Source organism: Alistipes montrealensis (assembly GCF_018362775.1).
Classification (GTDB): Bacteria; Bacteroidota; Bacteroidia; order Bacteroidales; family Rikenellaceae; genus Alistipes; species Alistipes montrealensis.
The window spans coordinates 35,410-61,308 of sequence record NZ_JAGYXY010000004.1 but is presented as its reverse complement, the minus strand read 5'-3'; the positions used below and the strand labels follow the sequence as shown (position 1 = coordinate 61,308).

The following is a 25,899-nucleotide window of genomic DNA, read 5'->3' as shown; positions in this document are numbered from 1 at the left end:
TTACGATCCGGCTTTTTTGCAGCGGTAGCCGCTGCGGGTGAGCAGTTCGACCACGCGGTCGCGGTGGTCGCCCTGAATGATGATTTCGCCCTCCTTGGCGGAGCCGCCGACACCGCATTTGGATTTCAGCAGGCGCGCCAGTTCCTGAAGGTCGGCATCGCGGCCCACGAAACCCTTGACGAGGGTCACAACCTTGCCCGCCCGCTGCTTGCGGTCGAGCCACACACGCAGGTCCTGCCGCCCGGGCGGCAGGGTTTCGGCTTCGGATTCTTCGTCCGTTTCGTAGTTGAAGCCCGGATCGGTCGAGTAGACCATCCCGAGCCGCGATTTCCAATCGTTGTCGGCCATAGTTGTTCGAATGGTTGAAATTAAACGCTGAAAGCGGCGTAATATATTGCGCAAAATTAGTAAAATATTTATCTTTGTTGACGCATGGCTAAGAAGTTCCGCGAAAAACTGCGCAAGCTCAACCCCTTCACGCGTCCGATGACGCTCGACGAGCTGCCCAAACCGCTGCCGGCAAACCCCGACCAGCGCCTGGTGAAGGTCTATGTCGAAGGTTACGAAGACGTAGCCTTCTGGCGCGGTATCTTCGACCACTTCCAGAATCCCTACCTGCATTTCGAAATCTCGGTTCCCGACCGCGGCGACCTGCCCAAAGGCAAGAAGGTGCTCATGGGAATGATCCCCCGTTCGTCGGAGGAGATGATCCTCTGCGTCGACTCGGACTTCGACTACCTCTTCGCCGGACGCACGCCCCAGTCGAAGGAGGTCGCAGGGGCCCGCTTCATGTTCCACACCTACGCCTACGCCACCGAAAACTACCTCTGCTACGCCCCTTCGCTGCACAACGTCTGCGTCAAGGCCACCAAGAACGACACGCGCATCTTCGATTTCGTGAAGTTCATGCACGCATATTCGTGCACGATTTATCCGCTGTTCCTCTGGTACGCCTACTCGGCGCAACTGGCCTCGGAGAACGTCTTTCCGCTGATCGACTTCAAGCAGTCGGTGCGCATCGGCTACCTCGACATCGAAGACAACGGGGCCAAGACGATCGAGTGGCTCAGGCGCAACGTCTCGAAACGCGAAAACCTGCTCCGCCAGCGCAATCCGCGGATGACCGAACCGATGAAGGAGTTCGAAGAGCAACTCAAAGAACGCGGACTGACACCCGAAAACGCCTACCTGTTCATGCACGGCCATACGCTGATGGACAACGTGGTGCTGATCATGCTCAACACCGTGTGCGAAAAACTGCGGGCCATGTCGATCGCCAAGATCACCGCCTCGAAGAAACAGGGCGTAGCGCTCAAGAACGAAATGTCGAACTACACCAACTCGCTGCGCTCGATCCGCGACGTGCTGCTCGACAACGAGAACTATACCAGATGCCCGCTTTACAAACGCCTGCAGCGCGACATCGAGCGTTACATCGCCCGCACGATCTGGAACATGAAACGCAGCGGCGAAATCAAGGACACATCGATGATCGGCATTCTCCACAAGCTGCGCTCGGGACAACAGTAACCGCCGCGTCCGGGTACGAAAAACGGCAGTCTCCTTGCAGGAGGCCGCCGTTTTCGGTTTCCGGCAGAGCGTTTACTCGCGCTTGCGCACCACACGTACGGTCGACTGCGTAGCCTGCCGGACAAAAACCTGCGGACCGCGGGCGTATTTGCGCCACAGTTCGTCGGTATAGCCGCGCACCGTGAGCAGTTCCATGTTCTCGGCCTTCATCACGTCGAAGCCCGCTTCGCGCAACGCCTCGATCGCCTCGTCGATATGCCACGAATTATCGACGCACAGGCTCAGGTTCACGGCCGAATTGTGGATCAGGTTGGCCTTGATGCGGAAACGCTCCAGCAGCGAGAAGATCGTGGCGAATTTCTCCTCCAGTACGAACGAGAAGTCACGCGAACGGATCGTCAGCAGCACCTGGTCTTTCTTGAGGATCAGGATGGGTACGTCGACCGGGGCCGACATGCCGCGGATCACCGTACCGGGCTTGCGCTTGTCGCCGAAGGGACGCACGTAGAGCGGGATATTCTTGTTCTGGAGCGGTTTGATCGTCTTGGGGTGGATGATCTGCGCACCGCTGTAAGCCAGTTCGATGGTATCGAGGTAGTTCAGTTCGGCGATCTGCACGGCGTCGGGAAACGCCTTCGGGTCGGCGTTCATCACGCCGTCCACATCCTTCCACACGGACATCGACTCCGCATCGAGGATGTTGGCCACCACGGCCGCCGAGTAGTCCGATCCTTCGCGGCCGAGGGTCGTGGTCGTGCCGTCGGGCGCACCGCCGATGAATCCCTGTCCGATGAAGATATTTTCGACACAGCTGCCCAGCGCATTTTTCAGCAGCGCCGTCGAGGCTTCGATGTCGACGCCCGCATCCTTGTGGCGCTGCTCGGTGAGGAAACAGCGGCGCATGTCGATCCAGTGGTTCGACACCCCGGCGTAGTTCAGGTATTCGGAGATGATCGTCGTCGACACCAACTCTCCGAAGGCTACGATCGTATCGTACCACAACTCCGCATCGGCGGATTTGTAGACGGTCTGAGTCGCGACCGTCTCCAGTTCGTCGAACAGTGTGTCGACCGTCGGCAGCCGTTTGGGCTCGTGCCACAAATCGTCGACGATCTCCGCATGGTACTTGCGCAGGGATTCGACGTGCTCCATGGAGAGCTGTTTATCGCCTTTCTGAAGCCCTTCGAACACCTTTTCCAGGGCATTGGTCGTCTTGCCCATCGCCGAAACGATGATGAACAGATTCTGCTCGTCGTCGATGATCTTGCGCAGATTCCTTACGCCGTCGGCATTCCGCACCGACGCGCCTCCGAATTTGTAAACTTTCATGTTATCTCTCTTTTTAACCTAACGTAGCTTCTTTACCCGTCCAGGGGCAACCGACCGCCGGACTCCCGCGGCGGAACGCCGCGTTTACAAATCTACCCCACCCCAAGCCCTTCCCTCGGGAGGGGCTTGTCGCAGCGCGACCGGGACTTCGCCCGGAATAGTTCTACTTTTTCACCTCTTTGTACGGCACACCGATGTTCTGGAACAGGAATGCGTACATGTCGGCCGCCTCGTCGATGCGTTTCGAAGTGGGTTTGCCTGCACCGTGCCCCGCTTTCGAGTCGATGCGGATAAGCACCGGAGCGTCGCCCGCCTGGGCATGCTGCATCGTGGCTGCGAACTTGAACGAGTGGGCCGGAACGACGCGGTCGTCGTGGTCGGCAGTCATCACCAGCGTCGCGGGATAGCTCACACCCTCCCTGATATTATGCAGGGGCGAATACTTGTAAATATAGGCAAACTGCTCTTCGTTGTCCGACGAGCCGTACTCCACAGCCCAGCCCCAGCCGATGGTGAACTTGTGGTAGCGGAGCATATCCAGCACACCTACCGCCGGGAAGCAGACGGCGTAGAGGTCCGGGCGCTGCACCTCGCAGGCACCGACCAGCAGGCCGCCGTTCGAACCGCCATGGATAGCCAGTTTCGACGACGACGTGTATTTTTCAGCCACGAGGTACTCGGCGGCAGCGATGAAATCGTCGAAGACATTCTGTTTGTTTTCGAGCATGCCGGCCTTGTGCCACGCTTCGCCGTACTCCGAACCACCGCGCAGGTTGGCCACACAGTAGATGCCGCCCTGCTCGACGAACATCAGCTCCGAGGGTTTGAACGTCGGGGTCTGGTTGATCTGGAAACCGCCGTAGGCATAGAGCAGGCAGGGATTCTTGCCGTTGCGCTTCATGTCCTTGCGATGAGTAACGAACATCGGGACCTTCGTACCGTCCTTCGAGGTGTAGAATACCTGCTCGGTTACGAACAGCGCAGGGTCGAAATTCACCTCCGGAGCCTTGTAAAGCGACGTTTCGCCCGAAGCGATGTCGTATTTGTAGATCGTCGCGGGCGCCGTATAATTGACCAGCGTATAGTAAAGTTCCGTATCTTTCTCTTTCCCGTCGAAACCGCCGACCGAACCGATGGCCGGAAGCGCCACTTCGCGGACCAGCTTGCCGGAGTAGTCATACTGGCAAACCTTGCTCTGCGCATCCTGCAGGTAGCTGGCAAACAGGTAACCGCCCGCCGTTCCGACGCCTTCGAGCAGGTTCGTCTCGCTTTCGGGAATCACCGTCACGATCTCCGCCGGACGGTTCAGGTCGACCTTCATCAGCGCATAGTTCGACGCATTGCGGTTGGTCACGTAGTAAAGCTGGTCGTCCTTGCAGTCGACAGGCATGTAATCGGCATCGAAGCCCGGCAGCAGGGTGCGGAATTTCGGTTCCGACAATTTCCTGTAAAGCACTTCGGTTCCCGACGTGCCCTCCGAACCCACGACGAAAAGCCATTTGCCGTCCTCCGAGGGCCATGCCGAGAAGTAACGCAGCGGATGCTCCCGATCCTCGTAAACGAGCACATCGGCCGACTGGGGCGTCCCCAGTTTGTGGTAATAAACCTTCTGGAACTGGTTCTGCGACGAATAGACACCCGATTTGGGAGCGTCGTAGGCGCTGTAATAAAATCCCTTCGAATCGGGAGCCCACTGTGCGCCCGAGAACTTCACCCACTCGATCCGGTCGGCGGCGAGCGATCCGGTTTCGGTGTCGATCACGCGGATTACGACCCAGTCCGAGCCCGAGGCGGCCGCCGAATAGGCGAAATAGCGTCCGTCTTTCGAAAACGACGTGGCGGCCAGGGCCACCGTACCGTCGTCGGAGAGCGTATTGGGATCGAGGAATACCTCGCCCGGCGCACCCGGCTCCTTCGTACGGCAGATCACCGCCTGGTTCTGCAAACCGTCGTTATACGTATAATAATACCAGTCGCCGTGCTTGCGCGGAGCGCTCTCCTTGGCATAGTTCCACAATTGGGTCAGCCGCTCGCGGATAGCCCCGCGGAAGGGGATTTGCGAAAGATAGTCCTGCGTCACGGCATTCTCGGCGGCAACCCATGCGGTCGTGGCCTCGGAATTGTCGTCTTCGAGCCAACGATAAGGGTCGGGAACCTCCGTACCGAAATAGTTGTCCGCCACCTCGCCGCGTTCCGCCACGGGGTAAGGCTGGTGTTTTATCTGTTTCATATTGCCGCAACTCGCCGCTATCGCCGCCGCACCGAGCAGGAGGGCGGTTTTGATGGATAAATACTTCATATATTGAACCGTTTGGGTGATGATCGGGGCAAAGTTATGAAAAATTCGATATTTTCAGTAACTTTGGCTTTCGAAAACAACAACAGACCATGAATAACGAACTCAAAACGATAATCGAGCAGGCGTGGGACAACCGCGCGCTGCTCCAGGACCCCGCCACGCAGCAGGCCGTGCGGCAGGTCGTCGAACTGGTGGACAAAGGCGAACTCCGCACCGCAGAACCCGTAGACCTCGCCAAAAGCGAATGGAAAGTCAACGAGTGGGTCAAGAAAGCCGTGATCCTCTACTTCCCGATCCAGCCCATGCGCAAGATGGAGGCGGGCGAACTGGAGTGGTACGACAAGATGGAACTCAAGCACGGCTACGAACAACTGGGCGTGCGCGTCGTGCCCCACGCCGTGGCGCGCTACGGCGCTTATATCGCCCCGGGAGCCATCCTGATGCCTTCGTACGTGAACATAGGCGCCTATGTCGACACCGGCACGATGGTCGACACATGGGCCACGGTAGGTTCGTGCGCCCAGATCGGCAAGCACGTCCACCTCTCGGGCGGCGTAGGCATCGGCGGCGTACTGGAACCCGTGCAGGCCGCACCCGTAATTATCGAAGACAGTTGTTTTATCGGCTCACGCTGCATCGTGGTCGAAGGCGCACATATCTGCCGCGAGGCGGTGCTCGGCTCGAACACCGTAATCACCGGTTCGACGCACATCATCGACGTAACAGGCCCCGAACCCGTCACCTACAAAGGGTATGTGCCGCCGCGTTCGGTGGTCGTCCCGGGCAGCTACCGCAAACAGTTCCCGGCCGGCGAATACAGCGTCACGTGCGCCCTGATCATCGGCCAGCGCAAGGAGTCCACCGACAAGAAAACCTCGCTGAACGACGCCCTGCGCGATTTCGGCGTATCGGTATAAGCCATGCTTTACCGCATTTCGGAAACAACTTCGACCAACGACGACGCGCGCGGGCCGAAATACCGCCACGGCGACATCATCTGGGCCGAGCGGCAGACCGCCGGACGCGGCCAGCGGGGCCATGCGTGGCTGAGCGCCGAGGGACTGAACCTCACCTTCTCGCTGGTGCTCGAACCGACGTTCATGCCCGCCGGCGAGCAGTTCCTGCTCAATGAAGCCGTGGCCCTCGCCCTGACGGACACGTTCGCCCAATTCGGCATCGCGACGCGCATCAAGTGGACCAACGACATCTACGCCGGGGATCGGAAACTCGTCGGCATCCTGATCGAACACAGCTATTCCGGCTCGATGCTCATGCGTACGATCGTCGGCATCGGCATCAACGTCAACCAGACGGAGTTCGACCCGGCGCTTCCCAACCCCGTTTCGATGGCCGTGGCTGCAGGCCGCACGTTCGACCGCAGCGAGGTGCTCGAAGCCTTCGGGAAACACATCGGAACCCGCTATGCGCAACTCGAGCGGGGCGAGCGGGAAACCCTCCAGCGCGACTACCGCGAACGGATGTACCGGCTGGGCGAACGCCACACCTACCGCTACCCCGACGGCACGCCGACCGAGGCTGCCATCGAAGGGGTACGCCCCACGGGCGAACTCCTCTTGCGGCACGCCGACGGCTCGCTCCGCGAATACCTGTTCAAGGAGATCGAGTTCGTGATCGAAAAAACGCAATAGGCAAAGAACCGGAATCTGACAGATTCCGGTTCTGTTTTCTCAAACAGAGTCGTTTCTTGGGATACAATCACCTCACGCCCTCATAATCCCCGCCAAGATCCGTATCAAAGTTACTGTCAAGGCCCCCGCCAATATTCGGATTTCTCGGGGGAACCTCACTGTTGAGCGGAACTTTTTGAAAATGTACAAAACTTGAGGTTTGCATAAATTCAAGTTGTTGACCGTACTTGTTAACCTCCCATTTCACATATTTTTTCAGATTATGCTCCAACAGCGCAAAGGTTTCCGGAGGCAGGGACAGCAACTCCGGAACAGCATTCATGATAAATGAAACCTCCAACGTATCGCCATCCGGACCAATTACGTAAAAAATTGTCATAGGGCTATATTTATAGGAACGTAGCGAGAGAATAACCGAATCCGGAAGAGACTTACGGAGCGCCAGGTTTTCAACGCCAGGCTTCATGCTACCGTCTATAACCGCATATTCGTCTTCCGTCTCCAGTTCTCGACCATCTTTATAGCGCCAGTTTGCTTCACCTGCATAAATATTGGCCGTATTTGACAGAAGAAAACCATTCCAACGAAAGTCAACCTCAAAGGTAATTCCATCCGCAGAGACTACCGTAACGCCCTGATACGGGTTTTGGCAATAAGCTCCGGTCGCAAAGGTCAATGCCAACAACAAGATATAATTTTTCATCATCCTATTTATTTATACAATCTTTCAACAATTCCAATAAGTTTTCCACATTCATTTTACCCGGATCGAATGGATAACGGTCTTCATTCCTATACGCTCCGACAGTCCGCAACACCCCGACGACATTTTCGTAGATTTCAGCGAACGCAGGATTCTCCAGATCGTTATTGAGTACAAAATCATTCATACGATCAAAGTAGAATATCCCCTTATTTCCGCCAAGTGCATTTCCAATACTTATTTTACTGCCGGTTCTCTCCCTATACATATACCACGCAAGTTTGGCTTCGACCTCGTTGTTCATCTTTGCGTCCTGGAAGTCAACGATGCCCAGCCGCTGGTATTGATAAACATGCATCAGTTCTTCCATAACCGACAGGGGATCGCATCTGAAGCCTATCTCTACGTTATAACCGGTAATCAACGGCCCGGTAGGAAGATCATAGACGACCGGCCTTACACTAGACCCGCCAAAATATCCGGACGTTATCGTAACCGATTTCCCGATGGCATTGATCAACAACTGCCCCATACAATCGTTGTATAAGGAATCGAGCACCGCTCTAACGGTCGGCTTATCCATCGTTATCTTGGGATTCTTCGGATAAGAAGCACCGGATGATCCTCCCGAATCGGAATTTCCACCTCCGCCCCCGCTGTTGCCCCCGAAGTCAATACCACCAAAAGGAGGCTCAATCGGCGGAATCGCCGGACCCATTGATATCAAGTCGTCGAAGACATTGATCGGCGCATGGCCTACAATTACCACGTCTTCTATCAGATTGTTGCCGTCAATCCCCCGCGTAACCGACCTCGGCCGCACTCTTGCAACACATATATCCGGAAGGAGTCCGATTATTTTATCGACATTTTCCTCTATAGTCCGCGAATCGTCCCAAAGCGATGCCGACTCGGACAGAACTCCGCCGCTGAATTTACCGACACTGACCGGACAACCCGAAAGCATCGTATAGAGAACCAGTCCTGAAAAGCCGTTCCCGGCATCCGACTCGCCGCAACCGGCATCCGGAATAAAGAAGCGCAGATAAGATGCCGTTTCATCGGTATCGGAATCTTTCAGCACAATCAAACGGCTCGGCATCGGAAAAAGTTCCGGCAGACCAGTATCGTCCCGGCGCAGCAAACGGTATCCATACCGGGCTTCGAACACAACACCAGCCTGAAAAAGATGTTCGTCGTAATAAACCGAAACGGAATCCCATAAGGGAGTTATCCAGCCTGGCGACAGGATTTCGGATTCATCGAATTCTCCATCCGCCCGAGTCTGCGGTACAGCCGCATAATCCGATTCGAACGATCGCTTTATCTCGGCAAGAGAGAACCCCGACGGACTGTCCGGCAGGATTTTTTCAGAAACCTGCGGACTTTTCGAACAGGAAAACAAGGCGGACAGAACGACCAAGGTCAGCAAGGATGCATTGAGTAAAAAACTCCTCTTCATAAGCAAGCAAATGACGATTTTAAACCAAGGAACATATCTATTTTAAAATTAGTCAATTTCCGGCAATAAACCAAAATATATCGCAGAAAAAATATATGCTAAAATAGTGTAAAAGTCTTTTGCTGTTACAGAAATAACAGTTATATTTGCATCGTAAAACCGCTAATTTTAAATCAAATATTAAGGATAATATGAACGTACCTGCAAATCTGAAATACTCCAGCGACCACGAGTGGTGTCGCATCGAGGGCGACGTAGCCGTTATCGGCATCACCGACTTTGCACAGAGCCAGTTGGGCGACATCGTCTTCGTAGACGTTCCGACCGTCGGCGAGACGCTCTCGGCAGGCGAAGTTTTCGGCTCGATCGAAGCCGTGAAAACCGTAAGCGACGCATTCCTGCCCGTGGGCGGTGAAATCCTGGAGTTCAACGAAGCCGTAGACGCCGATCCCGCCGTCGTCAACAAGGACGCATACGGCGAAGGCTGGCTCATCAAGGTCAAAATCGCCGACAAGAGCGAGTACGACGCCCTGCTGAGCGCCGCCGACTACGAGAAACTGATCGGATAGTCCGCTTAAGAAGCGGTCTTTAGGGGCGACAGGCGAAACCGAATTATACATTCGGGAGTTTCGCGTTGCAACGAGTTACCCTGTAAAACGTCGGATAAAGTCCCCTCCGAGGAGGGGATTCAGGGGAGGGTCAGATTTGCAAACGCGGCCGAAAATCGCGAACGGGCAGGCCCGGAAGAAACGAAACGAACAATTAACACAAATACTTACTGTTATGTCAAAAGTTACTGTCGTAGGTGCAGGCGCCGTAGGTGCAACCTGTGCAAACGTAATGGCTTGCCGCGAAGTGGCGAGCGAAGTTGTCCTCATCGACATCAAAGAAGGCCTCTCGGAAGGCAAGATGCTGGACATGTACCAGTGCTCGACACTGATGGACTTCGACACGAAGCTCGTCGGCGCAACCAACGATTACAAGATGACGGCCAATTCGGACGTTGTAGTCATCACCTCGGGCATTCCCCGCAAGCCGGGCATGACCCGCGAGGAACTGATCGGCACGAACGCCGGCATCATGAAGGGCGTTATCGAGAACGTCATCAAATACTCGCCCCGCGCCATCATCATCGTGGTCGCCAACCCGATGGACACGCTGACCTACCTGGCCCTGAAGGCTTCGGGACTCCCGAAGAACCGTATCATCGGCATGGGCGGCGCACTGGACTCGGCTCGTTTCAAGTGCTACCTGGCCAAGGCTACGGGCGCTAACATCAACAACGTCGACGGCATGGTCATCGGCGGCCACGGCGACACGACGATGATTCCGCTCGTATCGAAGGCTACCGTAAACGGTGTTCCCGTTTCGCAGTTCGCTTCGAAGAAGAAACTCGAGGAGGTCGTTGCCAACACGATGGTAGGCGGCGCTACGCTGACCAAACTCATCGGCACTTCGGCCTGGTATGCTCCCGGAGCCGGCGCAGCAATGATGGTAGAGGCTATCCTCAACGACCAGAAGAAGATGGTTCCCTGCTGCTGCTACCTCGACGGCGAATACGGCCAGAAGGACATCTGCATCGGCGTTCCCGCGATCATCGGCCGCAAGGGCATCGAGAAGATCGTGAAGATCGACCTCACGAAGGAAGAGGCCGAGAAGTTCGCCGCTTCGGCTGACGCCGTTCGCAAGACCAACAACGTCCTGCACGAGATCAAGGCGCTCTAATTCACAGCCGGGAAGGGCAAGGCATTCGCCGCGCCGAAACCCGATATATCCAAAAAGCCGCTCCGAATTGTCGGAGCGGCTTTTTCGTACCCGGAAGCGCGGTATCAGAAACTGACCTTGGCGCCGATAAACCAACTGCGCGGAAGCGAAGGACCGTAGATATAACCCGAGTCGCGGTCCACGCCCTTGTCGAAATCCTTCTGGTAGGCGTTGAACAGGTTCTGCACCCCGCCGTAAAGTTGGAGGGTGATCTCTTTATAAATCCGCAGGTCGTATGCAAGGCGCAGGTTCACGTCGCAGAACGAGGGCGTCGTAACGGCCACGTCCTGCTCCACACCCGAACCGGTCATGTGCTGCACGAGCATCTCGCCCGTGCAGGTTCCGGTCACGTCGGCCGTAAAGTTGCGCAGGGGCTTGAACGATGCGGTGAAATAACCGTAAAGGTCGGGCGTGCGGAACATCCGGCGCACGGGCGGGACCGTCTTGTCCTCACTCCAGTATTCGGGTTCGGCATAGCGGCTCCGCTGCCACGTCACGCCGGCCTGCAACTCGAACCAGCGGGTGAAAATCGCCCGGCCTTCGGCATTCAGCCCCCGCACCGTAGCGCCCGAGCCGTTGTAACGCTCTTTGACCTTGCCGCCGTCGGCCGTATCCTCGATGTCGCGCAGGGCAAACACGTCGTCGAGTTTCGTATAAAATCCCTCGACGAGCAGGTTGGTCTGTACGCTGCCGAACGAATGGTAGAGGTCGGCCGAAAGGCTCACACTGTGCGAACGCTCCTCCTTCAGGTCGTCGGCCAGCCGGATGCGGACCCGCTCGCCGCCCACGATGGCGATGTGCATATCCTCGTCGAAGGCCTGCGGGGCGCGGTAGCCCCCGGCGTAACTCACGCGCAGGTTCACCGATTCCGAAGGGTTGAAGCGGATATTGGCGCGGGGGCTGAAGATCGCATGGTCCACGAGGTTGTGCTTGTCGAGACGGCCGCCGATGAGCAGCGACCACTTTTTGGTCTTCCATTCGTTCTGGAGATAGGCCCCGACGATGTGCACCGTCTGGTCGGTATGGATATCGTAACCGATCGAACGGTCCGAAAGGTCGTCGTAGCTGTACTCCGTGCCGAGCGTCAGCTCCGAAGGCATGAACAGCAGTTTCCGGAAAGCGTGAATATACTGCATGCCCGCGGCGACGGTCAAATCGTGCGTCGTGCCGTAGGCGTCGAGATCCTGATTACTACCGTAGTAGCTCTTGCGGGCCGTATTCTGGAACGAAGCGTAGGCGTTGAAGCGGTTGCTGCGATCGGCCGACGAGATGTCGAACGAGAGGCTTCCGCCATCGATCGCATGGTCGGTCTGCTCGGCGACAAAGGCTTCGTGGGGAGGTTGCTTCAGCAGGTCGCCGCCCCGGCGGTACTCGTCGATGTGGTGAAACTGGGCCGTGATGCGCGAATAGGCCCCCGTACGGAAAAACGAACGCATGCCGACCGACTGGCTGTTGATGACAGGCAGTTCGGTGAATCCGTCGCCGTCGTGGTCGTAGCCCGACCGGTGGCGGCTCTGGCCGAAGACGCTGATGCCGGCACGGCCGCTTTCGGAGACGATCGAGGCGTTGAGCATCGTGTTGTTGTCGTAGGAGTTGCTGCCCCCGAGCGAAGTCAGCGTATGCGACAACTGGGCCGAACTGCGCGTCGGTTCCTTCGTGATAATGTTGATCGTCCCGCCGATGGCCGACGAACCGTAGAGCGCCGATCCGCCGCCGCGCAGCACCTCGACCCGCTCGATCATGTTGGCCGGAATCTGTTCCAGCCCGTAAACGCCCGTCAGGGCCGAAAAGACCGGGTGCGAGTCGACCAGGATCTGGGAATAATGGCCGTCGAGACCGTTGATGCGAACCTGTGTAAAGCCACAGTTCTGACAGTCGTCCTCGACGCGCACACCAGGCTGGAAGGCGAGCCCCTGCGCCAGGCACGAGGCATTGGCCCGTTCGAACAACCCCGCGTCCAGCACGCTTACCAGCGCAGGAGCTTCGCGCCGCAGCGTCGCCGAACGGCTGGCCGAGACGACCACTTCGTCCATCGAAATGCCGCTCTGCGCCACCTCGAAATTGAGTTCCAGCGTCTGGCCCTGTTTCAGCGTGACGGCCATCTGCGCCGCGGCATAGCCCAACGCACGGACTTCGAGCGTCAGTTCGCCGACAGGAAGGTTTTTCAGGAAATAGTGCCCCGAAGCATCGGTCGTCGTGCCGAAAGCCGTACCGACGACAGCTACCGAGGCATAGGGAATGTGTTCATGGGTTTCACGGTCCACAACGTGGCCGAAAAGATTCGCGTCCGTGCCCTTGCGCGGCGCATCGGCGCCCATCACGCCGGAGACAGTCAGGCACACCGCAAGGAGCCCCGACAGGATATGTCGTTTCATATGAAAATATCGAATAATGAGGTAAGTAATCCCGCTCCGGCATGCGGATAGCCGCGGCCTTCAGCCGCGTTTACAAATTCGACCCAGCCATAAGCCACTTCCGGATAGAGACTTACACAAACAGGCGGATCACCGAAAAAGCAAGATTACGCCGCAGGAGGAGCCCGCAGGGAGAAACACAAAACCTCGTCCGCACATTTGCAGCGCGTGGCTTCGGGCAGCAGCACGGCCAGTATCTCGGAATAGAATTCATGCGGAGGCCGGACTTCGGCCAGGTAGGGGAAGAAATAGAAATCGTCGACGATACAGAATTCGACGACCTGCTCGACAGCGCCGTTATCGGGGACGAGATCGCCGCTGAAAGCCGCGAAGTGAGCGTGGTCCTCCAGGTAGATATGCACCTTCTGGCCCGCGTAGGCCGCGAGCAGGACAGCCAGCAGAAATGCCGCATAACATTGTTTGAGGAACTGTTGCATCTTCTTCACAGCGGCGAAGATACGAAAAAAAGGGACCGCGACAAGCGGTCCCTGCAAAAATACCTATTAATGAGGATGTATGTCCTGTCCGGCAATCCCCGGGGAAAGCGGACGCCCCCGGAAAACCGGGCGGCTCAGATGCTGATGTCGAGAATCTCGAAATGGATCGTACCGGCCGGAACCTCCACGTCCACACGGTCGCCTTTCTTGCGGCCCAGCAGCGCCTTTGCGATAGGCGTACCGATCGCCAGCTTGCCCTCGCGCAGGTTCGCCTCGTGCTCGGCGACGATCGTGTAGGTCATCTGCTTCTGGTTGTTGTGGTTCAGGAGCGTCACCTTGCTCAGGATCTGCACCTTGCTCTTGTCGATCTTCGACTCGTCGATCACGCGCGCATTGGCCATCGTATCCTCCAGCTTGGCGATACGCATTTCCAGCAGGCCCTGCGCCTCGCGGGCAGCGTCATACTCTGCGTTCTCCGAAAGGTCGCCCTTGTCACGCGCCTCGGCGATCGCCGCCGAAATCGCCGGACGTTCGACGGAACGCATGTGGTCGAGTTCGTCCTTGATTTTCTTGTAGCCCTCCGCTGTCAGGTAAATAATCTCTTGTGCCATAATCAATAACTTTCCGGGATCTCCCGTCAAAAGCAGAAAATCCCCAAAAACTTAAATCGTAAAAATAAGAATCCTGGCCCGTAAAGGCCAGAACCCTGTTGCTATTGCATAGACAAAGATAGGAAGTAAAATCCATATTTCCAAATCTTTTTTCATTCCGCATGGCACGAATCATGCCCGGCGCAGGGGTTATGTACATCGCCCTTACGCTTCATCTGCTGTGGACGCTCGGCGCAGCCCTCGTCATCACGCGCCAGCAGCGAATCCCCGCTTCAGCCGCCGTATGGCTGGCACTTGTCTTCCTGCTGCCCGTCGCCGGCACGCTGCTTTACGTGCTGGCCGGATACCGCCGTGCAACCCCGCCGCCCGAGCCGGGCGACTACCGGGGCGACGCCGTGGAACAGATCGTCGCCCGCGGCTGCGGGACGCGCCCCGCGCCCCGCAACAGCGTCGAACTGCTGCACAACGGCAACAACGCTTTCACAGCGCTGATCGCAGCCCTGCAACACGCCGTCCGTTCGATCCACATGGAGTATTACATCATCCGCGACGACCGCATCGGCCGCACCATCGCCGAAATCCTGATCCGCAAGGCCCGCGCGGGGCTCGAAGTACGGGTCATCTACGACGCCGTAGGCTCGTGGCGGCTCAGCCGCACGACGCTTCGCCGCATGCACGAAGCCGGGGTGTGCACAGCCGCTTTCGAACCGGTACGCTTCCCGTGGTTCACAACGCGCGTCTCACGCCGCAACCACCGCAAAATAGTCGTTACAGACGGCCGCGTCGCCTTTCTGGGTGGCATAAATATTGCCAAATACTATCTCGACGGAGATTACATGGGCAAGTGGCGCGACGAGCACCTTCGCATTGAGGGCGACGCCGTGAAGGACTTGCAGCGGCTCTTCATCGCCGACTGGGCGCGTGTCACGGACGAATGTCTCGACCCGCGCCGTTACGTCGCCCCGCACGGTATCCGGCAGCGGCTGCCGATCCAGCTGGCCTGGTCCGAAGAGGGCCCTTCGCGGCTGACTATCGCCGAAGCCTTTGCAGCGGCCATCGTCCGGGCCCGGGAGCGGGTGCGCATCTGCTCGCCCTACTTCCTGCCCCCGACGCTGATCCTCGACGCGCTGCGGCTGGCGGCACGGGGCGGGATTCGGGTCGAGGTGATGATCCCGACGTGCAGCGACTCGCCGTTCTCGGACCTCGTGTCCGACTCCTATGTCGGGGACCTGCTCGACGCCGGGGTCGAACTCTACCGCTACGACAACGGATTCCTGCACGCCAAACTGGTGATCGTCGACGACACGCTGGCGTCGGTCGGAACCGCGAACATGGACTACCGCAGTCTGGCGGACAACCTCGAAGTCACGGCTTTCATCCGCGGCCGGGAGGTTGTCCGGCAGTTGGCGGCAACCTTCGACGACGACCTCGCCTCGTGCCGGCGCATCACGCGCGCGGAGTGGCGTCCGCCGCTGTGGCGGCGGACGCTGGGCGACGTGCTCCGGCTCGTGTCACCCCTGATGTGATCCCGTCCTAAACATCAATGTCTATGAAACACTTGTTCTTCCTCCTCCTCGCCCTCGTCCTCTCGGGTGCGGCCTCCGCCCAGCGCCTGATGGTCGGCGTGCGCGGCGGCGTCAGCTTCGCCGACTACTCGTTCGTCCCGACCCGCATCGGCGACACCCGCTTTTCCCCCGGTTCCGTCCGGGCCGGTTACAACGTGGGCTTCGTCCTGCGGCTCAACCTGTCGAAACACCTCCACCTGCAGTCGGAACTCAACTACGCCTTCGTAAACTACAACGTGCTGGCCGAAAACAGCGGAAGCCGCCGCATCACGCTGCGCACCGAACGGTTCGAAATTCCCGTCCAACTGGGCTTCCAGTTCGGTGTGCTGCGCCTGTTCGGCGGCGCACAGTTCCGCGTCACAGGCTCCGAACGAAGCAGTGTCCCGCAGGTGCTCAAGGTCCGGTTCAACAACGGCGACGTAGGCGTCATGGGCGGTTTGGGCTTCAACGTCCGCAAATTCTTCATCGACTTCCGCATTTCAGGCTACCCGCGCTCGCGCGTCTGGCACAATTTCACCTCCGACGGAGTGACCCAACGCGTCAAAGTTCCCCGCGACATCGTTTACGGCGGTTCCCTGGGATTTTTCTTCTGACAATGCGGAGCAGAAAACCCTATCCGCCACGACAGGCTGCAAATCAACCCGTTACCGCATGAAAAAGTCGCCATGGCAACGACCGGACCTCACCCCCGAACCTCCGCCCCGGCGGAGGCATTTTCACTTGTGGCCGGAAAAAACATCCCGCATCGCATCTTCGAGCCTCCGGCGTGCAATAATTTTTTTTGCAAATCGTTAATTTATGCGTAACTTTGCGCGATAAAGCGCCGTAAAAGATTCATAAATGAAGCAGACTTTTTTATACGCCCTTTGCGGAGTGGCGGTTGCGATCATCCTCGGAGGATGCTCCGGAATGAACGCCCTTCTGAAAAGCGGGCAGCCCGAACTGATTTACAGCAAGGCGCTGGAGTACTACCAGAAAGAGAAATGGCAGCGCGCCTCGACCCTTTTCGAGGGCGTGCAGCACTACTACACGGGCACGTCGCGCGAAGACAGCGTCTCGTTCTTCAACGCCCGCTGCAAGTACAAGAACCGTGATTTCGACACGGCCTCGACCCTGCTCGACGACTTCCGCCGCAAATTCGGCCGCAGCGCCTTCATCGAGGACGCCGAAGGCATGTACGCACTCTGCTTCTACTACCTCTCGCCGGGCCCCTCGCGCGACCAGACGATGACCGGGCATGCGCTGATCGCCATCAACGAATTCATGTCGCGCTATCCGCACAGCGACCGCGGCGAGGATTTCAAGAAGATCAACACCGAGCTGACGGAACGCCTGCACGAGAAGGCCTACCTGAACGCCTACACCTATTATAAAACCGGCAAGTACAAATCGGCGATCGTGGCGTTCAAGAACGCACTGAAACAATACCCCGAGAGCAAGCGCCGCGAAGAGATCATGTACCTGATCGTCGACTCCGGCTACAAACTGGCCAGCAACTCGATCTTCGAAAAACAGACCGACCGCTACCTGTCGATGCTCGACTCCTACCTTTCGTTCAAGGAGGAGTATCCCGAATCGACGCACGTCAAGGCCCTCGACCGCATGGCCCAGCACGCCCGCGACTACCTCGACCGCAATAACAAAGACAACAACATATAAGATGGAAATCAAGAAGAACATTCCCAACAACACCATCACGCGCAAGCTGGTGGATCTGGACCAGGAGACGGGCAACGTCTACGAAAGCATCAACATCATCGCCCGCCGCGCCAACCAGATCTCGACCGAACTCAAAACGGAACTCAACCGCAAGCTCGCCGATTTCTCGTCGCCCACCGACACCATGGAGGAGACCTTCGAGAACCGCGAGCAGATCGAGATTTCGCGTTACTACGAGCGCCTGCCCAAACCGGTGATCATCGCCACCGAGGAGTTCCTCGACCACGAACTGGTCTTCAAGGAGGGCAAGGACGGCGTGATGAAGGAGATCTAAAATCCGCACGCAATGGCATCCGAAAGCGCGTGTTCCCCGCTGGCGGGGCGCCACATACTATTGGGCATCACAGGTAGCATAGCAGCCTACAAGGCTGCCGTGCTTTGTCGTTTATTGAAGACGGCAGGCGCCGACGTACGCGTGGTGATGACCCCCCTGGCGAAGCAGTTCATCACGCCGCTGACGATGGCCACGCTCTCGAAGAATCCCATCCTGGTGGAGTTCTTCGACCCCGAAAACGGCGCGTGGAACTCCCATGTGTCGCTCGGCGAGTGGGCCGACTGCTACCTGATCGCCCCCGCCACGGCCAACACGCTGGCCAAAATGGCCTCCGGCATCGCCGACAACCTGCTGCTGACGACCTATCTTTCGGCCCGCTGCCCGGTAGCCGTGGCTCCCGCCATGGACCTGGACATGTATGCCCACGAGGCCACGCAGCAGAATCTCCAGACACTCGTCCGGCGCGGCGTACACGTCGTAGAACCGGGCGAAGGCGAACTGGCCAGCGGACTGACGGGCAAAGGCCGCATGGCCGAACCCGAAACCATCGCCGCATTCGTCGGCGGCCTCCTCCGCGAAAAAAAAAAGAGCCTGCAAGGTAAGCGGCTGATCGTCACGGCTGGAGCCACGATCGAAGCCATCGACCCCGTGCGGTTCATCTCGAACCACTCCTCGGGCAAGATGGGCTATGCCATTGCCGGAGAACTGGCCCACAGGGGTGCGCAGGTGACGCTCGTAACGGGCCGCACGTCACTGCCGACACCTCCGGGAGTCGAGCGGATAGACGTACTTTCGGCCGCCGAGATGTACGATGCGACGATCCGGGCCTTCGACGGGGCGGACGGCGCCGTGATGTGCGCCGCCGTAGCCGATTACACTCCCGACCGGGTATCGGAAACCAAGATCAAGAAATGCGACGGCGACATGTGCATCACCCTGCGCCGTACGCAGGACATAGCCGCCGAACTGGGCGCTCACAAAGGCGGCCGCCTGCTGGTGGGCTTCGCCTTGGAAACCCACGACGAGCAGATGCACGCCGAAGCCAAACTCGCGAAGAAGAATTTCGACTTCATCGTGCTCAACTCGCTCCGCGACGCCGGGGCCGGATTCCGCGGCGACACGAACAAGGTGACCTTCATCGACCGTGCGGGCCGCGAGGAACTCCCCCTGCTGTCGAAACCCCGGGTCGCCGAACGGATTGCCGAACGGATCGAAAAGTTTTTCGCCGGATAGTCCGCGGTCTCGCTCCCGATTCTCGGTTTTCTCATTTTTAATTCTTAATTTTGAATTTCTAATTCCTGATTTCGCATGCTACGCCGTCTGTCGGTCGAAAACTACGCGCTTATCGACAAGCTCGAAATGGAACTGGACCCGCACCTGAACATCATCACAGGTGAAACGGGAGCCGGGAAATCCATCCTGCTCGGAGCCCTGGGCCTGCTGCTCGGAGCCAAAAACGACGGTTCGGCAATGAAGGATGCGGCCCGGAACTGCACGGTGGAAGGAATCTTCGACCTCACGGGAAGCAACCTCGAAGCGTTTTTCGACGAAAACGACCTCGACTACGCCCCCGAGACGACGCTGACGCGCATGATCACCCCGGCGGGCAAGAGCCGTGCATTCATCAACGACATACCCGTGCAGTTGGCACAACTGCGCGACCTGGGCACGCGCCTGCTGGACATCCACTCGCAACACCAGAACCTGATCCTCTCGTCGGAGGAGTTCCGGACTTCGGCACTCGACACCGTAGCTGCGAACGGGGAACTGCTGGCACAATACACCGCGCAGTATGCCCGGCTGACCGAACTGCGCCGCCGTCTCACAGCCCTGCGCGAAGCCGCCGCAAGCGGCCGCCGCGACGAGGAGTGGCTTCGTTTCCAGACCGAAGAGCTCACGGCCGCCAACCTGCGCCCGGGCGAACAGGCCGAACTGGAGGAAGAGTTGGCAGTGCTCGAAAATGCCGACCGCATCGGCGAAGTGCTGACCGCCCTGCGCAACGCCCTCGACGACGACGAGACCGGGGTGCTGGCACAGCTCAAAAATTCGGAAAACGAACTCAACCATATCCGCGGGCACTACCCCGCCGCCGGGGAGTATGCCGCGCGGCTGCGCTCCGTATTGGAAGAATTGAAGGACATCAACGGCTCGGCCGCCGCGGCCTGCGAACGGCTGGACGCCGACCCCGAGCGGCTGGCGAAACTTTCGGCGCGGCTCGATATGCTGATCGCCCTGCAACAGAAACACCGTGCGGCAGACGAAGCCGAACTGATCGCCGTGCGCGACCGCTGCGCGGCGCAACTCTCCGCCATCGTCCACAGCGACGAAGAGATCGCCCAGGCGGAAGCGGCCCTCTCGGAGGCTGCTGAAAAGGCCGCGGCACTGGCCGACCGCCTGCACAAGACCCGCGAAAAGGCCGCAGCGGGATTCGAAAAACACATCCTCGCCATCCTCACCAAGCTGGGCATGGCCGAAACCGTCTTCCGCATTGCCCTGACGCCGCTCGCAGAGTTGTGCCGCACGGGCCGCGACAGCGTGCAGTTCCTTTTCACGGCCAATCCGCGGATGAGCCCGCAGCCTGTCGAGCGAATCGCGTCGGGCGGTGAACTTTCGCGCGTGATGCTGGCCCTGAAAGCCCTGCTGGCCGAACGGATGCAACTGCCGACGATCATTTTCGACGAGATCGACACCGGCGTTTCAGGCCGTATCGCCGACGCCATGGGCGAGATTATCGAGTCGCTCGCGGCCTCGATGCAGGTGGTGGACATCACCCACCTGCCGCAGGTCGCCTCGAAGGGCGCAGCGCATTTCGTAGTCTACAAGCGCGACGGACGCACCGACATCACCCGCCTCGGCGACGAGGAGCGCGTGACCGAGATCGCAAAAATGCTCTCCGGTTCGGAGATCACCGACGCCGCCGTGGCACAGGCCCGCATCCTGCTGGGCAAATAATCGCCATAAGATGCTTTACCACAAGACGGAACGCCTCGATCGCTCCGCCCGCTACGATAACCCCTAAAAAAAACGCAACATGAACGACATCCTCGAAATTGCGGCCGCCAATCAGCAGCGCGCCCGCAATATCATCCGCGACACTGACCTGGAGGCCATCTGGCGCTCGGTCGGGGCCGAACCCAACCTCGTCGGATCGCTCCGCACGGGCCTGCTGATGACGCACCGCGACATCGACTTCCACATCTACTCCTCGCCCCTGCGGGTAGCCGACAGCTTTGCGGCGATGGCCCGGCTCGCGGAGAATCCCCGCATCCGCCGCATCGAATACGGCAACCTGCTCGATGCGCAGGACCAGTGTCTCGAATGGCATGCCTGGTATGCCGACAAAGACGATGAACTCTGGCAGATCGACATGGTCCACATGCCCAAGGGATCGGCTTACGACGGTTATTTCGAACGCGTCGCCGACCGCATCGCCGCCGTACTGACCGACGATACGCGGCGTGCCATCCTGCAAATCAAGTACGACACGCCGGAAACGGTGAAGATCATGGGTATCGAATACTACCAGGCGGTACTCCGCGACGGAGTCCGCACCTACGCCGAATTCGAGGCATGGCGGGCAGCCAACCCCGTGACCGGCATTCTGGAGTGGATGCCATAAACACTGAAAAACAACACAACCCTGCGCCACAGTGTCTTTTATCCGCACAATGCGGCCCTTTTATTTCATTTTTGCTATATTTGTTCTGAAAACAGGACTTCGGTCCCCTAAACTCAAGTGATTATGAAGAAATATTTTGCAGAAATGGTGGGAACCATGGTTCTCGTCCTGATGGGCTGCGGAAGTGCCGTATTCTTAGGCTGCGACGCACCGGCCGAGATCCTGGCGGTAGCTTTCGCATTCGGCCTCTCGGTCGTGGCGATGGCCTACTGCATCGGCGGCATTTCGGGCTGCCACATCAATCCGGCCATCACGCTCGGCGTATGGCTCTCGAAGCGCATGAGCGGCAAGGATGCCGCAGGTTACATGGCCGGACAGTTCGTCGGCGCGCTGATCGGTTCGGCAATCATCTGGCTGCTCACCTCGACAGGCAACTACGGCGCAACCACGGCAACGGGCGCCAACGGTTTCGCCGACGGCCAAATGTGGCAGGCACTGATCGCCGAGGTGGTCTTCACCTTCATTTTCGTACTCGTAGTGCTCGGTGCGACCGACAGTGAAAAGGGCGCGGGCAACTTCGCCGGACTGGCCATCGGCCTGACGCTGGTGCTCGTACACATCGTCTGCATCCCGATCACGGGAACCTCCGTGAATCCGGCCCGCAGTTTCGGTCCGGCGATTTTCGCCGGCGGCACAGCCCTCAGCCAACTGTGGCTGTTCATCGTCGCACCGTTCGTCGGTGCGGCCCTGTCGGCCGGCGTCTGGAAAGCGCTGAACTGCACCTGCTGCAAAGGGAAATAACCCTCCGGTATACAAAAAAACGGACCGTTCCAAAAAGGGGCGGTCCGCTTTGCATCAATGCCGGCGCAATTGCCATCGCCGGACGATCGTCTCGCCCTTGAAATAGATGACCAGCGAACTGACAATGATCGCCATGCCCGCCACGGTACTGAAATGGGGATGTTCGCCGGGCAGCATGATCCAACTCAATACCGCCCCCAGGACGGGGTTGATCAGGCGGCACATATTGATATCGCTGACCTTCGTACCTTCCGTGCGCAAGGCCATGAACCAGAAACTGAAGGCGAAGACCGAAATGAAAATCAGCACGCCGAGGCTTCCGTAGAACCCGGCGGGTTTGTCCCAGAAAAGATGGAAGCCCTCCGCGGCAATACCCACGCCGTAAATCAGCAGGCCGCCGAAAAACATTTGTACGGCATTCAGGAAAACCGGATCGACCTTGCCTTTGTCCTCCGAAACCGAAATTGCGGAATAACCCTGAAACAGAATGCAGGCCAGCAGCAGGACGATGCCCCCGACGCCGCGCCAGTCGAGCGGCTCACCGTCACTGCCCGTACCGACGATCAGCAGCAGCCCCGCAAGGCTGACCAAAAGACTCACGGCCTTGTAGCGATTCAGGCGATCGTTGCTGGCCACGAGGTGGGCCAGCAGGACGTTGATCAGCGGCGTGAGGCCCATGACGATCGAACTGATAGCCCCGCTGACGAAATCGACACCGAAATAAAAGGCCGTATAGCCCATGAACATATTGATCAGGATCAGGTTACCGAAGAGCCTGCGGTGCTGCACGATCTCGCGCCACATCCCGCGATGCCAGGTGTAGGCAAAAAGAATGATTCCGACGATCGTAAAGCGCAGGCCTGCGAAATTCATCGGCGAGAAGTCGTAACTCAGCCCCTGCTTGATGAACGGATTGACAATCGCCCACAGCACCGAAGCCAGCACAGCATAGAGAATACCTTTTTTCATAATGTCTGTTTTCCGCCGCAAAGGTAACAAAAAACGGCAAAAAAATTCGGATGCCCTCCCATGAGGACATCCGAATTTACGATTGATCGGTCGGCTACATCATGCCGCCCATACCGCCTCCGGGCATCGCCGGCATGGCAGGAGCGTCCGACTTCTTCTCAGCCAGCACGCACTCGGTGGTAAGGAACATCGAAGCGATCGAAGCGGCATTCTCAAGCGCAACGCGCGACACCTTCGTCGGGTCGATGATACCGGCCTTCAAAAGGTCCTCGTACTTGTCGTCGCGGGCGTTGTAACCGAAGGCATCCTTGCTCTCCTTCACCTTGTTGACAACGACCGAACCCTCGCCGCCGGCGTTCTCGACGATCTGGCGAAGCGGCTCTTCGATGGCGCGTTTCACGATCTGGATACCCGTTGTCTGATCTTCGTTCTGACCCTTCAGGCCTTCGAGAGCCACCGTAGCGCGGATGTAAGCCACACCGCCGCCCGGAACGATACCCTCCTCGACTGCTGCGCGGGTTGCAGCCAGCGCATCGTCGACGCGGTCCTTCTTCTCTTTCATCTCGACCTCGGTAGCGGCTCCGACGTAGAGCACGGCAACACCGCCGGCCAGCTTGGCCAAACGCTCCTGTAACTTCTCCTTGTCATAGTCCGACGTAGCCTTGTCGATACCGGCGCGGATCTGGGCTACACGGGCCGAGATCTCCTCCTTCTTGCCGGCTCCGTCGACGATGGTGGTGTTCTCCTTGTTGAGCGTAACCTTGTCGGCCGAGCCCAGCATGTCCAGCGTCGTATCCTCAATCTTCATGCCCTTGTCGGCCGAGATCACGGTTCCGCCCGTCAGCACGGCGATATCTTCGAGCATCTCCTTGCGGCGGTCGCCGAAGCCCGGAGCCTTGCAGGCCGCGATTTTCAGCGTTCCGCGGAGTTTGTTGACAACCAGCGCCGAAAGGGCCTCGCCGTCGACATCCTCGGCGATGATCAGCAGCGCACGGCCGCTCTGGGCCACCGGCTCCAGAACGCCCATCAGCTCCTTCATCGTCGAAACCTTCTTATCCGTGATCAGGATATAGGGCTTTTCGAGCTGCGCCTCCATCTTCTCGGTGTCGGTGATGAAGTAAGCCGAAATATAACCGCGGTCGAACTGCATACCCTCGACCACTTCGACATGAGTCTCCGTACCCTTGGCCTCCTCGACGGTGATAACACCCTCGTTGTTGACCTTAGCCATCGCCTCGGCGATCAGCTTGCCGATCGTCTCGTCGTTGTTGGCCGAAATGGTGGCCACCTGCTCGATCTTGGCGAAATCCGAACCTACCTCCTGACTCTGCTTCTTGAGCGACTCCACGACCGTCGTAACGGCCTTGTCGATACCGCGCTTCAGGTCCATCGGGTTGGCTCCGGCCGTCACGTTCTTCAGGCCGACACTAATAATCGACTGGGCCAGCACCGTTGCGGTCGTCGTTCCGTCGCCCGCATCGTCGTTGGTCTTCGAAGCGACCTCACGAACCATCTGGGCGCCCATGTTGGCGAAAGCGTCTTCCAGCTCCACTTCCTTGGCTACGGTCACACCGTCCTTGGTGATCTGGGGAGCACCGAACTTCTTGTCGATGATCACATTGCGGCCTTTGGGGCCAAGCGTTACCTTAACGGCGTTCGACAGCGCGTCGACACCCTCCTTGAGCAGTTCGCGCGCTTCTACATTGTATTTAATATCCTTTGCCATGACTATTTATCGAATTAGATGATTGCCAAAATATCGTTCTGCTTCATAATGAGGTAATCCACGCCGTCGACCTGGATCTCCTGGCCGGCATACTTGCCGTAGAGCACCTGGTCGCCCGCCTTGACCTCCATTTTGACCTCCGACGTACCGGGGCCTACCGCAACGACTTTACCTGCCAGGGGTTTTTCCTTTGCCGTGTCGGGAATAATCAATCCACCGGCCGTCTTCTCTTCCGCGGGGTTCGGGAGAACCAGCACGCGATCCGATAATGGTTTTACATTCATAGCTTTGTGTTTTTTTAGTTTTGTTTTACTGTATAATAGTTTTATTAGCTTTTTAGCTTTTGCAACCATTTTTCCAACAATAGGTGTGCCAACCGGTTTTTGGCAGATTTGGCGTGACAAACGAGCAGTGCGGACTGCCATTTTGTCATTTCCGGCATTTCCGGACGATTTTTCAGTCGTTTTTTTTGCACGGACCGAAAAAGTGTATTACATTTGCATCCCGATACGATAACCATGTATCGAAATGGTGGATGTAGCTCAGTCGGTTAGAGCGTCGGATTGTGGTTCCGAAGGTCGTGGGTTCGAGCCCCATCTTCCACCCAAAATGGTCTTCGTAAGAAGACCTTTTTTGTTGGCAGACAGCCGCAAATCAGCGCAAATAATCTTGTATATCAACGATATGCGGGATTATTCCGTTTCAGACCATAGCAAAGGCAAGCACACGAAAGCAGGTCACTAAAGTGCTTAATCGTGGTACATGGATACGAGTTGCAAACTAATTTGCGAAAAAGTCAAAATAAACCGGACATAGAGCCATTGATAGCTCTAATGCCCGGTTTGCTTATTGCGGCAGTTATTTACTTTTTTTCGGTGGATAATTTAGTGAAGCAAAAAACTCATCAAGAGTTATTTTATAGAATTACATAATCTTGACATTGAGTTAACAGGCGGAGTATCTCTCCCGTTTTCAATATATGTCTACACCAGTATTTTCAAATACAAAACTCGTGAGAATGACAGTAA

Annotated in this window: 24 protein-coding genes and 1 tRNA gene; 14 read left to right on the top strand and 11 right to left on the bottom strand. The window is 57.8% G+C overall.

Annotation, left to right across the window (positions count from 1 at the left end; genetic code table 11):
- Entirely contained in the window at nucleotides 1-348 is a 348-nt protein-coding gene (locus KG007_RS09280; protein ID WP_213348420.1) for a translation initiation factor, read from the bottom strand.
- Nucleotides 349-432: 84 nt separating this feature from the next.
- Between KG007_RS09280 and KG007_RS09275 the strand changes: the two genes are divergently transcribed.
- Nucleotides 433-1,530, top strand: a complete 1,098-nt coding sequence (locus KG007_RS09275; protein WP_195460992.1) for a DUF4435 domain-containing protein — start codon at nucleotides 433-435, stop codon at nucleotides 1,528-1,530.
- Between the two features lie 72 nt (nucleotides 1,531-1,602).
- Here KG007_RS09275 and KG007_RS09270 read toward each other — a convergent pair whose 3' ends face one another.
- Both KG007_RS09270 and KG007_RS09265 read right to left on the bottom strand, forming a co-directional pair.
- A complete protein-coding gene (locus KG007_RS09270; protein WP_213348418.1) occupies nucleotides 1,603-2,859 on the bottom strand; it encodes an aspartate kinase in 1,257 nt (418 codons plus the stop codon).
- Nucleotides 2,860-3,022: 163 nt separating this feature from the next.
- On the bottom strand, nucleotides 3,023-5,158 hold the full coding sequence (locus KG007_RS09265; protein WP_213348416.1) for a prolyl oligopeptidase family serine peptidase: 2,136 nt from the start codon (nucleotides 5,156-5,158) through the stop codon (nucleotides 3,023-3,025).
- 89 nt (nucleotides 5,159-5,247) lie between these two features.
- Here KG007_RS09265 and KG007_RS09260 point away from each other — a divergent pair, with 89 nt between their 5' ends.
- Both KG007_RS09260 and KG007_RS09255 read left to right on the top strand, forming a co-directional pair.
- Nucleotides 5,248-6,075 carry a 2,3,4,5-tetrahydropyridine-2,6-dicarboxylate N-succinyltransferase gene (locus KG007_RS09260; protein ID WP_213348414.1) on the top strand — a complete coding sequence of 276 codons (828 nt, stop codon included), beginning with the start codon at nucleotides 5,248-5,250 and terminating at the stop codon, nucleotides 6,073-6,075.
- A gap of 3 nt (nucleotides 6,076-6,078) precedes the next feature.
- Nucleotides 6,079-6,807, top strand: coding sequence for a biotin--[acetyl-CoA-carboxylase] ligase (locus KG007_RS09255; protein WP_213348412.1), 729 nt, complete (start codon nucleotides 6,079-6,081; stop codon nucleotides 6,805-6,807).
- A gap of 67 nt (nucleotides 6,808-6,874) precedes the next feature.
- Here the strand turns inward: KG007_RS09255 and KG007_RS09250 are convergent, their stop codons facing one another.
- Nucleotides 6,875-7,513, bottom strand: a complete 639-nt coding sequence (locus tag KG007_RS09250) for a hypothetical protein (RefSeq protein ID WP_213348410.1) — start codon at nucleotides 7,511-7,513, stop codon at nucleotides 6,875-6,877.
- A gap of 1 nt (nucleotide 7,514) precedes the next feature.
- A complete protein-coding gene (locus tag KG007_RS09245; RefSeq protein WP_213348408.1) occupies nucleotides 7,515-8,972 on the bottom strand; it encodes a hypothetical protein in 1,458 nt (485 codons plus the stop codon).
- Nucleotides 8,973-9,163: 191 nt separating this feature from the next.
- Between KG007_RS09245 and gcvH the strand changes: the two genes are divergently transcribed.
- Together gcvH and mdh are read left to right on the top strand one after the other, a co-directional pair.
- Complete coding sequence (gcvH, locus tag KG007_RS09240; RefSeq protein WP_195460985.1) at nucleotides 9,164-9,541, top strand: glycine cleavage system protein GcvH; 378 nt, start codon at nucleotides 9,164-9,166, stop codon at nucleotides 9,539-9,541.
- 214 nt (nucleotides 9,542-9,755) lie between these two features.
- Complete coding sequence (mdh, locus tag KG007_RS09235) at nucleotides 9,756-10,697, top strand: malate dehydrogenase (RefSeq protein ID WP_195460984.1); 942 nt, start codon at nucleotides 9,756-9,758, stop codon at nucleotides 10,695-10,697.
- Nucleotides 10,698-10,801: 104 nt separating this feature from the next.
- Here mdh and KG007_RS09230 read toward each other — a convergent pair whose 3' ends face one another.
- The 3 genes from KG007_RS09230 to greA form a co-directional block, all read right to left on the bottom strand.
- Complete coding sequence (locus KG007_RS09230) at nucleotides 10,802-13,111, bottom strand: TonB-dependent receptor (protein ID WP_213348406.1); 2,310 nt, start codon at nucleotides 13,109-13,111, stop codon at nucleotides 10,802-10,804.
- Between the two features lie 146 nt (nucleotides 13,112-13,257).
- Nucleotides 13,258-13,587 (bottom strand): hypothetical protein, encoded by a 330-nt coding sequence (locus KG007_RS09225; protein WP_213348766.1) that lies wholly within the window; start codon nucleotides 13,585-13,587, stop codon nucleotides 13,258-13,260.
- 134 nt (nucleotides 13,588-13,721) lie between these two features.
- The gene (greA, locus tag KG007_RS09220; protein WP_195460982.1) at nucleotides 13,722-14,198 is read right to left on the bottom strand and encodes a transcription elongation factor GreA; all 477 of its coding nucleotides are present in this window, start codon (nucleotides 14,196-14,198) and stop codon (nucleotides 13,722-13,724) included.
- A gap of 161 nt (nucleotides 14,199-14,359) precedes the next feature.
- Here greA and cls point away from each other — a divergent pair, with 161 nt between their 5' ends.
- The 8 genes from cls (at nucleotide 14,360) to KG007_RS09180 (ending at nucleotide 22,176) form a co-directional block, all read left to right on the top strand.
- Nucleotides 14,360-15,724: a cardiolipin synthase gene (gene cls / locus KG007_RS09215; RefSeq protein WP_249413296.1), complete on the top strand. Its 1,365-nt coding sequence runs from the start codon at nucleotides 14,360-14,362 to the stop codon at nucleotides 15,722-15,724.
- Between the two features lie 23 nt (nucleotides 15,725-15,747).
- Complete coding sequence (locus KG007_RS09210; RefSeq protein WP_213348404.1) at nucleotides 15,748-16,356, top strand: porin family protein; 609 nt, start codon at nucleotides 15,748-15,750, stop codon at nucleotides 16,354-16,356.
- A 247-nt stretch (nucleotides 16,357-16,603) separates the two neighbouring features.
- Entirely contained in the window at nucleotides 16,604-17,422 is an 819-nt protein-coding gene (locus KG007_RS09205; protein WP_213348401.1) for an outer membrane protein assembly factor BamD, read from the top strand.
- Between the two features lies 1 nt (nucleotide 17,423).
- Nucleotides 17,424-17,756 (top strand): DNA-directed RNA polymerase subunit omega, encoded by a 333-nt coding sequence (locus tag KG007_RS09200; protein WP_195460979.1) that lies wholly within the window; start codon nucleotides 17,424-17,426, stop codon nucleotides 17,754-17,756.
- Nucleotides 17,757-17,768: 12 nt separating this feature from the next.
- Nucleotides 17,769-18,989 carry a bifunctional phosphopantothenoylcysteine decarboxylase/phosphopantothenate--cysteine ligase CoaBC gene (gene coaBC, locus KG007_RS09195; protein WP_213348399.1) on the top strand — a complete coding sequence of 407 codons (1,221 nt, stop codon included), beginning with the start codon at nucleotides 17,769-17,771 and terminating at the stop codon, nucleotides 18,987-18,989.
- 75 nt (nucleotides 18,990-19,064) lie between these two features.
- Nucleotides 19,065-20,708 (top strand): DNA repair protein RecN, encoded by a 1,644-nt coding sequence (recN, locus tag KG007_RS09190; RefSeq protein WP_213348397.1) that lies wholly within the window; start codon nucleotides 19,065-19,067, stop codon nucleotides 20,706-20,708.
- Between the two features lie 79 nt (nucleotides 20,709-20,787).
- Nucleotides 20,788-21,375 carry a phosphoglycerate mutase family protein gene (locus tag KG007_RS09185; RefSeq protein ID WP_213348395.1) on the top strand — a complete coding sequence of 196 codons (588 nt, stop codon included), beginning with the start codon at nucleotides 20,788-20,790 and terminating at the stop codon, nucleotides 21,373-21,375.
- 123 nt (nucleotides 21,376-21,498) lie between these two features.
- Nucleotides 21,499-22,176 carry an MIP/aquaporin family protein gene (locus tag KG007_RS09180; protein WP_213348393.1) on the top strand — a complete coding sequence of 226 codons (678 nt, stop codon included), beginning with the start codon at nucleotides 21,499-21,501 and terminating at the stop codon, nucleotides 22,174-22,176.
- A 54-nt stretch (nucleotides 22,177-22,230) separates the two neighbouring features.
- On the opposite strand, the gene KG007_RS09175 is transcribed toward KG007_RS09180, so the two are convergent.
- The 3 genes from KG007_RS09175 to KG007_RS09165 all read right to left on the bottom strand — a co-directional run bounded on the left by KG007_RS09175 (nucleotide 22,231) and on the right by KG007_RS09165 (nucleotide 25,155).
- Nucleotides 22,231-23,145 carry a DMT family transporter gene (locus KG007_RS09175; RefSeq protein ID WP_213348391.1) on the bottom strand — a complete coding sequence of 305 codons (915 nt, stop codon included), beginning with the start codon at nucleotides 23,143-23,145 and terminating at the stop codon, nucleotides 22,231-22,233.
- A 94-nt stretch (nucleotides 23,146-23,239) separates the two neighbouring features.
- Nucleotides 23,240-24,871 carry a chaperonin GroEL gene (gene groL / locus KG007_RS09170; protein ID WP_213348389.1) on the bottom strand — a complete coding sequence of 544 codons (1,632 nt, stop codon included), beginning with the start codon at nucleotides 24,869-24,871 and terminating at the stop codon, nucleotides 23,240-23,242.
- Between the two features lie 14 nt (nucleotides 24,872-24,885).
- The gene (locus tag KG007_RS09165) at nucleotides 24,886-25,155 is read right to left on the bottom strand and encodes a co-chaperone GroES (protein ID WP_195460972.1); all 270 of its coding nucleotides are present in this window, start codon (nucleotides 25,153-25,155) and stop codon (nucleotides 24,886-24,888) included.
- A 246-nt stretch (nucleotides 25,156-25,401) separates the two neighbouring features.
- Here KG007_RS09165 and KG007_RS09160 point away from each other — a divergent pair.
- Nucleotides 25,402-25,477, top strand: a tRNA-His gene (locus tag KG007_RS09160).
- Nucleotides 25,478-25,899 lie beyond the last annotated feature (422 nt).